Consider the following 13,615-nt stretch of genomic DNA (forward strand, 5'->3'; position numbering starts at 1 on the left):
CACCGCATGAAGTACCGCCCCATCGGCCGGACCTCGCTGAAGGCGTCCGTGGTCACCTTCGGCGCCATGGGCATCGGCGGCGGATTCCGCTACCCGGATGCCGACGACACGGTGTCGGTCCGCGCCGTACGCGCCGCCCTCGACCGTGGTGTCAACGTCGTCGACACTGCGCCGGTCTACGGATTCGGTCACAGCGAGGAGGTGGTCGGCGAAGCCATTCGCGGCCGTCGCGACGACGTCATCATCGCCACCAAGTGCGGGCTGTGGTGGGGCGACGACGAGGGCAGCTACCGCTTCACGTGGGACGGGCACGCCGTCAGGCGCAACCTCAGTCCGCGGACCATCCGGATCGAGGTGGAGGAGAGCCTGAGGCGGCTCGGCACCGACCGCATCGACATCTACTACACCCACAACCCGGCGATGCCGCCGTTCCTGACGCCGATCGAGGACACGATCGCGACGCTCGTCGAGCTGCGCGACGAGGGGAAGATCCTGACGATCGGTGCGTCGAACTGTCCTCCGGAGGACGTCGAGACCTACCTCGCGCACGACGCGATCGAGATCGTGCAGCGCAGGTACAGCCTCCTCGCCCGCGAGGTGCGCGACGACATCCTGCCGCTGTGCGCGTCGACGGGGCTGTCCCTGCACGCCTACTCACCCCTCGCGAACGGGCTGCTCACGGGCGCGTTCACCCGGTCCGCGCCGCCGGCGCGCGAAGGCTCCCGGCGGGACGACCCGCTGTTCGGCGACCGCTTCGGACCGGCCATGGACCTGGTCGAGGGACTGACCGCCGTCGCCTCGTCCCTGGGCACCACCCCCGGTGCGCTGGCGATCGCCTACCTCCTCGCGTCGTCCGACGCCGTCAACGTCATCTGCGGCATCCGGCGCGAGTCGCATCTGGACGACGTCGTCGCGGGTGTCGAACTCGACATCGACGCGAGCGTCACGGCCGCCCTCGACGAGCTGGCGGAGGACTTCGAGGCCACCGCCCGGGAGACGGCGTGAGCCGGTCGGCGCGGGTGGCGGGTCGTGCGGGTGCCGTGCTGAGCCGGCTCTGGAGCGGGGCACGGCTGGCTCCGGCGGTGTCCGTGTATCACCACCTGCACGCCCATCCCGAGCTGTCCGGCCAGGAGCACCGGACCGCCGAGTTCGTCGGGGCGCGACTCGTCGACCTGGGGATCGAGACGTTCCGGTGCGGCGGTACGGGCGTCGTCGGCATCCTGCGCAACGGGGAAGGACCCGTCGTGGCATACCGCGCGGACCTCGACGGGCTCCCGATCCAGGAGGAGTCGGGCGTGGCCTACGCGAGCACCGACACGGGCCGGCTTCCGGACGGATCGGTGTCCGGGGTGATGCATGCCTGCGGCCACGACCTCCATGTGACGGTCGCGCTCGCGACCGCCGGCGTGCTGGTCGAGAACCGGGCAGCCTGGGCCGGCACCGTCGTGTGGATCTTCCAACCGGCGGAGGAGACGGCCGTGGGGGCGGCGGCCATGGTCGACGACGGGCTGTGGGAGAAGGCCCCGCGTCCCGAGGCGGTGCTGGCGCAGCACGTGACGTCCCTGCCGAGCGACCGGGTGCGGATCGGCGTCGGGAACGTCATGAACCTCGGCGACTCGTGGCGTGTGCGACTGCGCGGACGCGGCGCACACGGGGCCCGTCCGCACGAGTCCATCGACCCGATCGTGCTCGGTGCCCACCTCGTCACCCGCCTGCAGACCGTCGTCTCCCGGCGGGTGGAACCCGGGTCTCCGGTCGTGCTCACCGTCGGCACCTTCCATGCCGGTACCAAGGAGAACGTCATTCCGGACGAGGCGATCCTCTCGCTCAACATCCGCACGCCGGATGCACGGGCGCGGGAGACCGTACTCTCCGCCGTCCGGCGCATGATCGTCGCCGAGGCGAGCGCGAGCGGCGCGCCCGAGCCGAACATCGAGGAGATCAGCCGTTTCCCCCGGTGCTTCAACGCGCCGGAGCAGGCCGGGGAGGTGGCGGCGGTCCTCGATGCCGTCTTCGGGCCGGACAACGTCGCGCGCGATCTGCGGGCGACCGGCAGCGAGGACGTGGGTTGGCTCGCCGACGCGATCGGCGTGCCGCTCGTCTTCTGGATGTTCGGTGCCTACCGTCCCGGCCGGGAACCCGGCGACATGCCGTCGAACCACACGCCGTACTTCGCCCCGGAACCCGAGTACGCGATCCCCGCCGGGGTGCGCGCCGCGCTCGCCGCCCTCGGCACCCGTCTCGACCTCCCGTCCTAGCCCCCGCACCACAGAGAGGACCGCTCGAGGCAATTTTATCGGTCATCTTCCATATTGAGATTTATCTTTATAGGGGCTACCTTGCAGGCGGCAATGTGCGCATGGTGGGTGCGCCGCGCCCGTGGATCAAGGGAGGGCCCGTTGAGACGAGTACTGGGCAAGGCGTTCCGTGTCGGCGTCGTGGCGCTGGTCGGGGCGATGATGGGCGGTGGCCTCACGGCGGTGCCGAGCCACGCTTCTGACGTCGGTCCGATGGTCGTGGGTGGCACGCGGGCGGCGCAGGGCGAATTTCCGTGGATGGTCCGGCTGTCGATGGGCTGTGGCGGCGCCATGTACACCCAGAGCCTGGTGCTGACCGCGGCGCACTGCGTGGGGGCTACCGGCCCGACCACCTCCATCACGGCCACCTGGGGCGTGGTGGACCTGCAGGACTCGACCCGGGTGACCCGGACGTCCAACTACGTGTACCGGGCACCCGGGTACAACGGCGACGGCAAGGACTGGGCGCTGATCCGCCTGTCGAGCCCGATCGACAGTCCGTTGCTGCCGATCGCCACGGACACCTCGCTGCACAGTGGCACCTTCACCGTCGCGGGCTGGGGCGCCACCAGTGAGGGTGGCGCCCAGTCGCGGTACCTGATGAAGGCCGACGTTCCGTTCGTGAGCGATTCGACCTGTGCCGGCGCCGGCGGCAGCTACTCCGGTCTGATCCACGACGAGGAGATCTGTGCCGGCTTCATGAGCACGGGCGGGGTGGACACCTGCCAGGGTGACTCCGGTGGTCCGATGTTCAAGCGCAACACCGCCGGCCAGTGGGTCCAGGTCGGGATCACCAGTTGGGGCATCGGCTGCGCCCGTCCCAACGCGCCCGGTGTCTACACCGAGGTGCGCTACTTCGCCAACGACATCAGGGCGGCGGCGCAGTCCCTCGGCGGCGCGCCAGGTGGGCTCGCGGTGAACAGCCCCGGCAACCAGAACAGCACGGTCGGCACGGCGGTGACCCTGGGCAACAGCGCGACGGGTGGCACCGCGCCGTACACCTGGTCGGCTGCCGGCCTCCCGGCCGGCCTGGTCATCAGCTCCTCGACCGGGCAGATCACCGGTACGCCGACCACCGCGGCGACCTACACCACGACAGTCACGGCGCGGGACAGCGCGGGTCAGACCGGCAGTACGTCGTTCACCTGGACGGTCAATCCGGTCGGAGGGTGCCCGGCTGCGACCAATGGCACCAATGTTTCGATTCCCGACAACACGACGGTGTACAGCAACATTTCGATTGGTTGTACGGGCACCGGGTCGAGCAGTTCGAAGGTCGAAGTGCACATCGTCCACACGTACATCGGTGATCTGGTCGTCAGCCTGATCGCCCCGGACGGCAGCGCCTACGTCCTGCACAACCGCGCTGGCGGCAGCGCCGACAACATCAACCAGATCTACACCGTCAACGTCTCCAGCGAGGCGCGAAGCGGCACCTGGCGCCTGCGGGTGCAGGACGCTGCCACGGCGGACACGGGCTACGTCGACAGTTGGACCCTGACTCTCTAGTCAGTGGCGACGCGTTCTTCCACGGGGCCCGGCTCGCTTCGGCGGGCCGGGCCCCTCGCGTTCGATCGCCGGCCGTCGGCACTTCTGCTCGTGCCGTTGGCGGATCTCGCCCGACGGCGCGGTAGCGTCGCCGCCGTGACCTCACCGGCCCGACTGATTCGCGAGCCCGCCCTGTCCGACGTCGCCGAGTACGCGTACGCGGCCACGGTCGAGCCGCCGGCGCGGCTCGTCTTCACCGCCGGCTCCTGCCCGCTGGACGCGGAGGGGCGGACCGTCGCGCCGGGCGACCCGGTTGGCCAGGCCCGGCAGGTGATGGCCAACCTGGAGACCGCCCTCGCGGCGGCTGGCGCCCTGCTCACCGACGTCGTCAAGACCACCGTCTACGTGGCGTCGCCCCGCCGGGCCGACCTGGTGGCCGTCTGGGAGGTCGTCCGGGACGCGTTCGGCGACCACGAGCCGCCCAGCACGCTGCTCGGGGTGGCCGTGCTCGGGTACGACGACCAGCTCGTCGAAGTCGAGGCCGTCGCCGCCGTCCGCGACGGGCGCTGACCCGCGGACCGCCCGGGAACCTCGGGTTCGCCGGTGAGGTTGGCGGCCCCTCTGGACGCCGCCGACGTCCGGTGAGCGTGCGGTCGCCCAGACTCAGCCGGCGGCCGGCTCCCTGGTGTCGGCCGGTACGACCAGCGGCGCTCCGGTGACCGGGTCGGGAACGACCTGGTTCGGCATCCCGAAGACCTCGGCGACGAGTTCGGCGCCCACCGTCGAGGCGGGATGGCCCTGGGCCACGATCCGACCGTCGCGCATCGCCACGAGGTGGGTGGCGTACCGGGCCGCGTGGTTGAGGTCGTGCAGCACAGCCACGACGGTGCGGCCCTGGGTGACGAGCCGGTGCAGCACGTTGAGGACGTCGATCTGGTGAGCCACGTCCAGGTAGGTGGTGGGCTCGTCGAGGAGGACGAGGGGCGTCTCCTGGGCCAGCACCATGGCGATCCAGGCCCGCTGTCGCTGCCCGCCGGAGAGTTCGTCGGCCCGGCGGTCGGCCAGGTCGGTCGTGCCGGTCGAGGCCAGGGCCGCCTCGACGGCCTCCTCGTCGGCCCGGGAGAAGCGGCGTAGCACCCGCTGGTGGGCATAGCGGCCCCGGCCGACCAGTTCCCGGACGGTGATCCCCTCGGGTGCGGTCATGGTCTGCGGTAGGAGCGCGATCCGGCGGGCGCGTTCCTTCGCCGGCAGCGCGACGAGGTCCGACCCGTCGAGCAGGACCCGTCCCACGGCGGGGCGGAGCAGCCCGGAGAGGGCCCGCAGGAGCGTCGACTTGCCGCATGCGTTCGGCCCGATGAGCACGGTGAACGAACCGTCCGGCACCGCGAAGGACAGCTCCTCGCTGACGGTCCGCTGGTCGTAGCGGAGGGTGACGCGTTCGGCGCGGAGCCGGGCGTTCAGCTGGTCGACCATCCGGTCCTCCTGATCTCGTGGACGAGCAGCCAGAGCAGGTACGCGCCGCCGAGGGTGACCGTCACCACCCCCACCGGCACGGTCAGCGGGATCACGTGCTGGGCAACCAGGTCGGAGCCGAGCAGCAGCAACGCCCCCACCACGGCGGTGGCGGCGAGCGGCAGTCCCGGTGCCCGGACGAGCCGGTGGGCGATCTGCGGGGCGGACAGGGCCACGAAGGAGATCGGACCGGCCACCGTGGTGACGGCGCTGACCAGAACGACCGCCACCAGCACGAGGGCGACGCGGTCCCGGTCGACCGCGACTCCGCTGGCGGCGGCGAGGTCGTCGCCCAGTTCCAGCTGGGCCAGGGCCGCCGACCACAGGGGGGTGATCAGCAGCAGCGCCAGGATGACGCCGGCGGCGGGCCAGACCACCTCGGCGGTGGCGGTGTTGAGGGAGCCGGCACCCCAGGCGGCGGCGAAGAGTGCCGTCTCCAGGTCGGCGCGGAGCAGCAGCCAGGTGTTGGTGGCGGCGAGCATCGAGGAGACCCCGACACCCACGACGATGAGCCGGAACCCGGAGAGCCCGTCCCGGTACGCGAGCAGGTAGATCGCCAGGGCGGCCAGCAGGCCACCGGCGAGCGAGCCGAGCATCAGCAGGTGCCAGCCGCCGCCGAGCAGCAGCAGGGCGATCAACATTCCGGAGAACGATCCGTTGGCCAGGCCGATGATGTCCGGACTGGCCAGCGAATTGCGGGTGATGGTCTGGAAGATCGCACCGGCGACGCCGAGCGCCGCGCCGAAGGTGATGGCGGCGGCGACGCGGGGCAGCCGCCATTCCAGTACGACGGTGCGGGTCAGCCCGCCGATCCGGCCGCCGAGCACGCCGAGGACCTCGTCGAGGCGGAGCGGGAAGTCACCCACCCAGAGGCCGACCACCGCCAGCGCCGTGACGAGGAGTGCCCCGGTGGCGCAGACGGCGGCCTCGCGTACGCCGATGGACACGTGTGCGCGGTCGGTGCCGAGCACCAGTCGGCGGCGTCCCCTGGTGCGGCGGGGTGGCCGGATCCCGGCGCTCACAGCGCCGTCGCCCGTCGGCGTCGGGCCAGCGCGATCAGGACCGGTGCGCCCACGAACGCGGTGACGATGCCGACCGGCATCTCGCTGGGCAGGACGGCGATCCGGCCGAGTATGTCGGCCAGCAGCACCAGGACCCCGCCGGCCAGCAGGGATCCGGCGAGGATCCGGCGCTGGTCGGTGCCGACGCCCCAGCGCACCAGGTGCGGCACCACGAGCCCGACGAACGAGATGGGGCCGGCGACGGCGCTCGCCCCACCGGCGAGCAGGGTCACCGCGCCCAGCACGAGCAGCCGGGTGCGGACGAGGCTGACTCCCTGCGCGGCCGCCAGGTCCGGGCCGAGCGCGAGTGCGTTCAGGCTGCGCGCGGTGAGCAGCGCCGCGACCAGCCCGGCCGCGATCAGCGGCAGCACCGGGAGCACCACGGCGATGTCGCGTTCGAGCAGGCTACCGGCGTTCCAGCCACGCATCCGGTCGAAGGTGTCGGGGTGGGTGAGGGTGACTCCGGTGGTCAGTCCGGCCAGCACCGCGCCCGCCGCCACCCCGGTCACCAGCAGCCGGGTCGGGGTGGCCCGCAGGTCGGCGGCACCGCCGACGGCGTACACGGCGATGGCGACCAGGAGCGCGCCGAGCAGGGCGAGCCACATGTAGGCGGCCGGCGAGGTGACCCCGAAGAAGGCGATGCCCACGGCGACGAACGCGGCGGCGCCGGCGTTGACGCCGAGGATGCCCGGTTCGGCGAGCGCGTTGCGGGTGAACGCCTGCATCAGGGCGCCCGCGACCCCGAGCGCGGCGCCGACCAGCAGTCCGGCCAGGGTGCGCGGCAGGCGCTGTCCCCAGACCACGTACTGCGCGGTCTCGGTGCCCGCGCCCCGCAGCGCCGCCCACACGTCCGACGGGGGCACCGGGTTCGCGCCGACGAAGACCGACAACACCAGCGACCCCAGGAGTACGGCGACCACCCCGGTCAGCCAGCGCCAGGTGGTACGACGGCGCGCGGCACGGCCGGTGGTCGGCGGTGCCGCGCGCGCGGATGCGGTGGTGGTCAACTCGACGCGGCGAGGATGCGTTCGAGGTCGTCGAGGACGACCTGCCCGCCGACCGTACCGACCCCGGTGATCCAGAAGGACTGGTCGACCAGGTGCAGGCGGGGGAAGGCGGCGGCGTTGGCGCTGACCGAGGCCGGGATGGTGCTGCGGTCGTTCACGTCGACGGTGGTGACGAAGACGTGGTCGGCCTTGGCCTCCAGCACCCGCTCGGGGGAGATGTCGACCGAGATGGAGTTCTCCCAGTCGCGCTGCGGGGTGGTGAAGCCGACGCAGTTCAGCGTGCTGCCCGCGAAGGAGGTGGGTCCGTACAGCGTGAGGACGCCGTCACGGGGGCGGATGAGTTGTGCGGTCTTGCCGGCGGTGTCGAACTTCTTGGCGATCTCCGCGCACCGCTGCTGGTAGCCGGTGAGGAGCTTGTCGGCGGAGTCCGCACCGCCGAGCGTGGTCGCGGTGAAGCGGACGTTGTCCTGCCACGGGGCCGTCTGCGAGGCCATGAAGACGGTCGGGGCGACGTCGGTGAGCTGGTCGTAGAGGGCGGAGTGCCGGGACTCGGTGGCGATGATCAGGTCGGGCTTGAGGGCCGCGATCTTCTGCACGTTGGGTTCCTGGACGGTTCCGACCGTGGTGATGCCGGCGGCCTTGTCCCCGAGGTACTTGGGCACGCCGGTGGCCTCGTTGAGTACGGCTGCGCCGACCGGGGTGATCTCCAGGGCGATGGCGGTGTCGAGCTGCACCGGTTCGAGGACGACGACCCGGGTCGGCGCGGCCGGTACGTCGGTCTTGCCCCTCGCGTGCTCGACGGTTCTGGTGTCGCCGGTGCTGCTCGCCGGGTCGGAGTCGGGGGAGCCGCAGGCGGCCACGACGAGCGCCATCGTCGAGGCGATGGTGAGGGCGAGGATGCGTCGGCGGGCTGTTCGAGGGGTTGGTGAGCGCACGGCACAGGGTTCCTGTCTGGTGACTTACAGTGAGGTCATGGCAGTAAGTTAGGTTAGCGTACCCTCATTCACTGCCTCGTCCCGGACTGGGCGATCATGCCAATATCCCTGGGTGTGGACCTGTTCCGGGCTGATGTGCGCCTCAGTGAAAAGTCGACGCACATGCGCAATCTTGCTACTCTCCGTAGCTATCCAGGCGTAGAAGCGAGACCCCGCCCCGGCCGCCGCAGGACCGTGTTCGGCCAGCCAGTCGCCGACCATGGCGGTCAGTACCGTCCCGCCCCGGGCCGCGCCCCGCAACCGGACCTCGACCGAGTGGCCGGCGGTCACGTCGTCGAGGGTGGCGGCGTCCGCCGCGGCACCAGCCTCCAGGAGAATTGTCGCCCGTACCCCTGGCGCGAGGCTGGGCAGGATGCCCCGCACCGCCGGGTACGCCGTCTCGTCCGCCGCGATCAGCACCCGCGTCGCCGGCCCCGGAGCCCACTGCACGCCGTACCCGGGCTGGCCGGCCCGGATGTGCGGACCCGACAGGAGCAGTCGGTCGCCCGGTCGGGCCGCCACCGCCCAGCAGCTCGCCGGACCGTGCGGCTGGTGCAGGTAGAAGTCCAGGTCCAACTCGCCCGCCGCCGGCCGGGTCCGGTACGCGGTGTAGCTGCGAAGCCATGGACGCTCGCGGTCGGGGACGGACCGCCACTCGTGCCGCCACCCCTGCTCGGGCAGCCCCGCCCGCAGCCCGGCCGGGTAGTCGCCGGTGACCGGCAGCATGATCTTGATGCGCTGGTCGAGCTGGTACGGGGCCAGATCCCGCAGTCGTCCGTCGCCGAGCGTGACGCGGACGAACCCGGGCGACAGGCGCCGGGTCGCCGTCACGGTTGTCTCGAACAGGATGTTGGGCGAGTTTCGGAAGGCAGACATGCCGGAGAAGGCTAGCGGGCCGTGCCCGGCCTGCTCACCGACCCGGTTCTGCTCGGCCGCGCGGACCAGCCTGCCCGTCAGCCCCCGGGTGCCGCCGGCCCACCGGCAAAGCCGTCGAACCCGATCACCACCAGACTTTCCCGGGCCGGACAGTCCGGATCCCGGGTGCACCGGCAGGTACGTGGCAGCGACGTCGAAACCGGATAGCCATGTCGGCCCGGCCGGTGCGATGATCGACATCTGGGTCGCTAGCTCAACTGGTAGAGCATTCGACTGAGTAGCGCGTCCGCTCTCCGCCTGTGCGGTCACGGGAGCGCTTCCTTCTCCTTGTTGGATCGAAGGGTTCGGGGTTCGAGTCCCCGGCGACCCACTGTGCCGCGTCTGCGGGCCGGCAACTGCCGGAGTCGACCGGAACGGGGGACCACGTGCTCGAGAAGCTAATCGTCCAGAAGACGCTGCGTGTGCCGGCGAGCACCGGCGCGGCCGGCGACGGCACGGCGGTGGCCCGGCAACTGGACGCGGCGCTGCTCGATGTCGGGTTCTCGGCGTCGCGGGCTCTGCTGGAGCACATTTCGCCGACCTGCTCGGCGGAAGGCCACGCCTGGGACCTCACGCGCTGGCCGTGGGCGAGTCGATCGCGGCGGCGCTCAGCCAGGCCCCCGGCGTGCGCGGTGTCGACGACCTCCAGCGGGCCGTGGATGCCCTCGACGCGTTCATCGTCGGAGCGCTCCGCAGGGAGATCACCGAGCGACGCACCGCCCGTTCGACCGGCACCGACGTGTCCGCCTGGCAGGCCGCCCTCGGGCCCTACCTGACACGCATGCTCGAAACAGGCCGTTACCCGACCGTCGCCCGGCTCGTGGTGGACGGCGCCCACCTCGACGCCGGGGAGACCTTCCACCACAACCTGACCACCGTCCTGGACGGCATCACCAGCCGCCCCCGCAGGTGACCGGCTGCTCGCACCGGAGGGTCTGCGCCGTAGGTCAACCGCTGACCGGCGGAGCCCGCTCAGGTCCACCTCCGGGATCTGCCATGGTGGCCGCGCCGGTACGCCTCCGAGAACGTGCGGTCGTCGCGCAACGTGTAGCTTGCCAACGGACGAGGCGAGGAAGAGACAGGTGACTGCTGGCGGGTTCTCGTCGAAGCGGCTGGCTCGGGTGCGGGAGCTGCTCGAGCGTCTCGTCGACTCCGGTTTCGTCCCGGGTGTGGTGGCCGTCCTCGCCCGCCACGGCGAGGTGCACGTCGAGGCAACGGGCAACCTCGCGTTCGAGGGCGCCGGGTCGCGGACGCCGATGGCGCGCGACACGATCTGTCGCATGGGCTCGATGACGAAGCCCATCGTCGCCGCGTGTGCGATGACGCTCGTCGAGGACTGCACCCTCCGCCTCGACGACCCGGTCGACGACCTCCTCCCGGAGCTGGCCGACATGACCGTGCTCGTCGACCCCCACGGGCCACTGGACGACACCGTCCCGGCGGAACGCCCGATAACGCTGCGGGACCTGCTGGCCAACACCCTGGGCACCGGCATGGTCCCCGCCGAGCCCGGAACGGTCCCGATCGCCGACGCGCTGAACACACTCCACCAGCCGTCGCCGGACGAGTGGATCCGCCAGCTCGGCGCGCTTCCGCTCGTCCACCAGCCCGGTGAGCGCTGGATGTACGACACCGCCGCCAACGTGACCGGTGTGCTCGTGGCCCGGGCCACCGGCATGTCCTTCGGGGAAGCCGTGCGCGAGCGGATCTGCGATCCGCTCGGGATGACCGACACCGAATTCAGCGTGGGCGGCGGGAGCCTCGACCGGCTGGCGACGGCGTACGAGCGCGACAACGCCGCCACCGGCGAGCCGGTCGTCGAGGACGCCCCCGACGGGCGGTGGAGCCGGCCGCGGGCGTTCGAGTCAGGCGGCGGCGGGCTCGTCTCGACCGCCGACGACTACCTCGCCTTCGCCTCGGCCCTGCTGGCCGGTGGTACCCACCGCGGCGAGCGGGTGCTGTCGCGGCTGTCGGTGACCCTGATGACCACCGACCACCTGACCCCGGCACAGAAGGCGGTCTCCGGGTTCTGGCCGGGGTACTTCGACTCCATCGGCTGGGGTTTCGGAGTGTCGGTCCGTACCCGCCGCACGCATCTCGGCCCCTCGGTCGGCAGCTACGGATGGCCCGGCTACTACGGCACCGCCTGGTACAACGATCCCGCCGAGGACATGACGGCGATCTTCATCATGCAGCGGGCGCACGCGGGCGACCAGAGGCTGCCGATGTGGCACGACCTCTGGACCGCCGTCTACCAGGCGATCGACGACTGACCACGCGGGCCGCTTTCCGGATGTCCGGGACGCAGCAGACACCTGAGGGCCCCGGATCCGGGACCCCTCCGTGCTGGCCGGTCCGGTCCTACGGCCCTACCCGCCGCACGCGGCCGCTGCTGTACTCAGGGCATGGCCGTCAAGCTGCTTTCGGTGCTGTGACGCTCGCCGGTGGCATCGTTCTTCGTCCTGGCGTACCTGCTGTCGTGGAGCTGGTGGGTGCCGATCGCGCTCACCGGGGGTGTGCGGCCGGCTGGCATGTGGCCTACAACCTGTCCTCGGCGTCGGCCGTCGCGTCGGGAACCGTCGCCGCGGTCTCCACCACCATCGTCATGCTGTGGGCGGTGGCCCTGCTGACCCCCGCCTACCGCGCCACCCGCCGCGACGCACCCTCCCCGCTGCGCGGCGACCGGTGACGGCCGGGCGGGTTGGACGGGTGCGCCGCGCGGCGTCGGGCGACGCGGCGACCTCGCCGTGAGAGAAGTGCCGCCACGCCGCACGGCGAGGCGCGGCGTGGCGGGGGAGCGGGCGGGGTCGGGGTCACCACTGTGGGCGGCCACGACGAGCCTGTGTGGAGGAGGGCGACCGCCTACCGCAACCCGAAGCTATAAGGGTAGCCTCACCTAATCAGTGGCGTAGATGTGCGCACGAGTCGCGGTGCCCCGGCGTCCGTCCGCAGGGGACCGCCCGTCGGAGGAGGCCGTCCGGGTGGAACGTCCTGGGTTGTTGGAAGACGACCGGAAGCTCACCAGTCTGTACTACTCGGGTCGCCTGGTCGGCGCCGGTGACCCGCTGCGACTGGCCACCGAGCTTGCCCGGGCGACGTCGGGCCCGTACGTCCTCTACGAGAACAACGGCACCTGGTCGCTCGCGTCCGGATCCGCGTACGAGCTGGTGCTGTACGCCGACACGCTGCGGGTTCGCGACGCCGACGGCTGGTCGACCCGCTCCGTCGGCGCGGACCCGCTGCAGACCGTGGCGGATGCGTTCAGCCGTTGCCCGATCGGCGGCGCGCGGGCGTACGGTTGGGCCGGATTCGGACTCGGCCATCTGCTGCACGGGGACCCGGCGGCGGCCCGTGGACCGCTCCTGCATCTCGTCGTTCCCACCCGGGAGGTGCGGATCTCCCTCGACGCCATCGACGTGCGCACGGTCGACGCGGCGGACCTGCTCCTGCTGACGTCCGCGGTGGACGCCGCGGCGAGGGCGGTTCCGTCCGCTGCCACGCCGCTGCCGCCGCCCGATCCCGAGCACGACGCCGACTTCTACCGGAAAGCGGTGACCAGCGCGGTCGAGGAGATCCGGGCCCGGCGGTACCAGAAGGTGATCCTGTCGCGGCTCGTGCCGGTCGACGGCGACGTCGACCTGGTCGCCACGTACGAGGCGGGACGCCGCGCCAACACCCCGGCCCGCTCGTACCTGCTGGACCTCGGCGGTCTGCGCTGCGCCGGGTTCAGCCCCGAGACGGTGGTCGAGGTGACCGCCGCCGGCCGGGTCTCCACGCAGCCGCTGGCGGGTACCCGGGCCCGGCACGGCGACCCGTTGCTCGACACGGCGCTCCGGACGGAGTTGCAGGCCGACGCCAAGGAGGTCTTCGAACACGCGATCAGTGTGAAACTCGCGTTCGGCGAACTCGCCTCCCTGGCCGTGCCCGGCACCGTGCAGGTCGACGACTTCATGGACGTGAAGGAGCGGGGCAGCGTGCAGCACCTCGCGTCGCGGCTCAGCGCCACGCTGAACAGCGGTCGCAACGCCTGGGACGCGCTCGCCGTGCTCTTCCCGGCGATCACCGCCTCCGGTGTGCCCAAGGCCGCGGCGTGTGAGGCCATCGAACGGCTGGAGAACGCTCCGCGTGGCCTGTACAGCGGGGCGGTCCTCACCGTCGACGCGGACGGCTCGATGGACGCGGCCCTGGTCCTGCGGTCGGTCTTCCAGCAGGAGGGCCGGACCTGGCTGCGCGCCGGCGCCGGCGTCGTCGAACAGTCCACCCCGGAGCGGGAGCTGGAGGAGACCGCCGAGAAGCTGCGCAGCATCAGCCGCTACCTGCACCGCTGACACACGCGTGGGCCCCGGTGACCGTACTCGGTC

The 13,615-nt window shown here is 71.7% G+C and carries 13 protein-coding genes and 1 tRNA gene; 9 read left to right on the forward strand and 5 right to left on the reverse strand.

All coding sequences use genetic code 11. The features are described from left to right. The first annotated feature begins 6 nt into the window (after positions 1–6). The 4 genes from GA0074694_RS20285 (at position 7) to GA0074694_RS20300 (ending at position 4,355) form a co-directional block, all read left to right on the forward strand. Positions 7–1,005, forward strand: a complete 999-nt coding sequence (locus tag GA0074694_RS20285) for an aldo/keto reductase (protein ID WP_091460774.1) — start codon at positions 7–9, stop codon at positions 1,003–1,005. Further along, the gene (locus GA0074694_RS20290) at positions 1,002–2,258 is read left to right on the forward strand and encodes an amidohydrolase (RefSeq protein WP_218105749.1); all 1,257 of its coding nucleotides are present in this window, start codon (positions 1,002–1,004) and stop codon (positions 2,256–2,258) included. The genes GA0074694_RS20285 and GA0074694_RS20290 overlap by 4 nt, the downstream gene beginning before the upstream one ends. 141 nt (positions 2,259–2,399) lie before the next feature. Further along, positions 2,400–3,806, forward strand: a complete 1,407-nt coding sequence (locus GA0074694_RS20295; protein WP_342670939.1) for a trypsin-like serine protease — start codon at positions 2,400–2,402, stop codon at positions 3,804–3,806. Positions 3,807–3,959: 153 nt separating this feature from the next. Continuing rightward, positions 3,960–4,355, forward strand: a complete 396-nt coding sequence (locus GA0074694_RS20300; protein WP_091463480.1) for a RidA family protein — start codon at positions 3,960–3,962, stop codon at positions 4,353–4,355. 93 nt (positions 4,356–4,448) lie between these two features. On the opposite strand, the gene GA0074694_RS20305 is transcribed toward GA0074694_RS20300, so the two are convergent. The 5 genes from GA0074694_RS20305 to GA0074694_RS20325 are packed head-to-tail and all read right to left on the reverse strand — an operon-like array spanning position 4,449 to position 9,215. Next, entirely contained in the window at positions 4,449–5,246 is a 798-nt protein-coding gene (locus GA0074694_RS20305; RefSeq protein ID WP_218105848.1) for an ABC transporter ATP-binding protein, read from the reverse strand. Beyond that, positions 5,243–6,319, reverse strand: coding sequence for a FecCD family ABC transporter permease (locus GA0074694_RS20310; protein ID WP_218105750.1), 1,077 nt, complete (start codon positions 6,317–6,319; stop codon positions 5,243–5,245). Before GA0074694_RS20310 ends, GA0074694_RS20305 begins: the two co-directional genes overlap by 4 nt. After that, positions 6,316–7,365 carry a FecCD family ABC transporter permease gene (locus tag GA0074694_RS20315; RefSeq protein ID WP_091460782.1) on the reverse strand — a complete coding sequence of 350 codons (1,050 nt, stop codon included), beginning with the start codon at positions 7,363–7,365 and terminating at the stop codon, positions 6,316–6,318. Before GA0074694_RS20315 ends, GA0074694_RS20310 begins: the two co-directional genes overlap by 4 nt. Beyond that, positions 7,362–8,300 (reverse strand): ABC transporter substrate-binding protein, encoded by a 939-nt coding sequence (locus GA0074694_RS20320; protein WP_218105751.1) that lies wholly within the window; start codon positions 8,298–8,300, stop codon positions 7,362–7,364. The genes GA0074694_RS20315 and GA0074694_RS20320 overlap by 4 nt, the downstream gene beginning before the upstream one ends. A 48-nt stretch (positions 8,301–8,348) precedes the next feature. Continuing rightward, positions 8,349–9,215: a siderophore-interacting protein gene (locus GA0074694_RS20325; protein ID WP_091463483.1), complete on the reverse strand. Its 867-nt coding sequence runs from the start codon at positions 9,213–9,215 to the stop codon at positions 8,349–8,351. Between the two features lie 242 nt (positions 9,216–9,457). Between GA0074694_RS20325 and GA0074694_RS31825 the strand changes: the two genes are divergently transcribed. The 5 genes from GA0074694_RS31825 to GA0074694_RS20340 all read left to right on the forward strand — a co-directional run bounded on the left by GA0074694_RS31825 (position 9,458) and on the right by GA0074694_RS20340 (position 13,582). Beyond that, positions 9,458–9,585: transfer RNA gene (locus GA0074694_RS31825), tRNA-OTHER, on the forward strand. A gap of 252 nt (positions 9,586–9,837) precedes the next feature. Continuing rightward, on the forward strand, positions 9,838–10,167 hold the full coding sequence (locus GA0074694_RS33065; protein WP_245714819.1) for a TetR/AcrR family transcriptional regulator C-terminal domain-containing protein: 330 nt from the start codon (positions 9,838–9,840) through the stop codon (positions 10,165–10,167). Positions 10,168–10,336: 169 nt separating this feature from the next. Continuing rightward, positions 10,337–11,527: a serine hydrolase domain-containing protein gene (locus GA0074694_RS20335; RefSeq protein ID WP_091460790.1), complete on the forward strand. Its 1,191-nt coding sequence runs from the start codon at positions 10,337–10,339 to the stop codon at positions 11,525–11,527. A 215-nt stretch (positions 11,528–11,742) separates the two neighbouring features. Beyond that, complete coding sequence (locus GA0074694_RS31035; RefSeq protein ID WP_141714217.1) at positions 11,743–11,943, forward strand: hypothetical protein; 201 nt, start codon at positions 11,743–11,745, stop codon at positions 11,941–11,943. Positions 11,944–12,235: 292 nt separating this feature from the next. Further along, the gene (locus GA0074694_RS20340) at positions 12,236–13,582 is read left to right on the forward strand and encodes a salicylate synthase (protein ID WP_218105752.1); all 1,347 of its coding nucleotides are present in this window, start codon (positions 12,236–12,238) and stop codon (positions 13,580–13,582) included. Positions 13,583–13,615 lie beyond the last annotated feature (33 nt).

Source organism: Micromonospora inyonensis, from assembly GCF_900091415.1.
GTDB lineage: Bacteria > Actinomycetota > Actinomycetes > Mycobacteriales > Micromonosporaceae > Micromonospora > Micromonospora inyonensis.

What these genes read in the sequence shown, in the direction of transcription:
- GA0074694_RS20285 (WP_091460774.1), top strand. Translation starts at nt 7, where the DNA reads ATGAAGTACCGCCCCATCGGCCGGACCTCGCTGAAGGCGTCCGTGGTC.
- GA0074694_RS20325 (WP_091463483.1), bottom strand. Translation starts at nt 9,215, where the DNA reads ATGTCTGCCTTCCGAAACTCGCCCAACATCCTGTTCGAGACAACCGTG.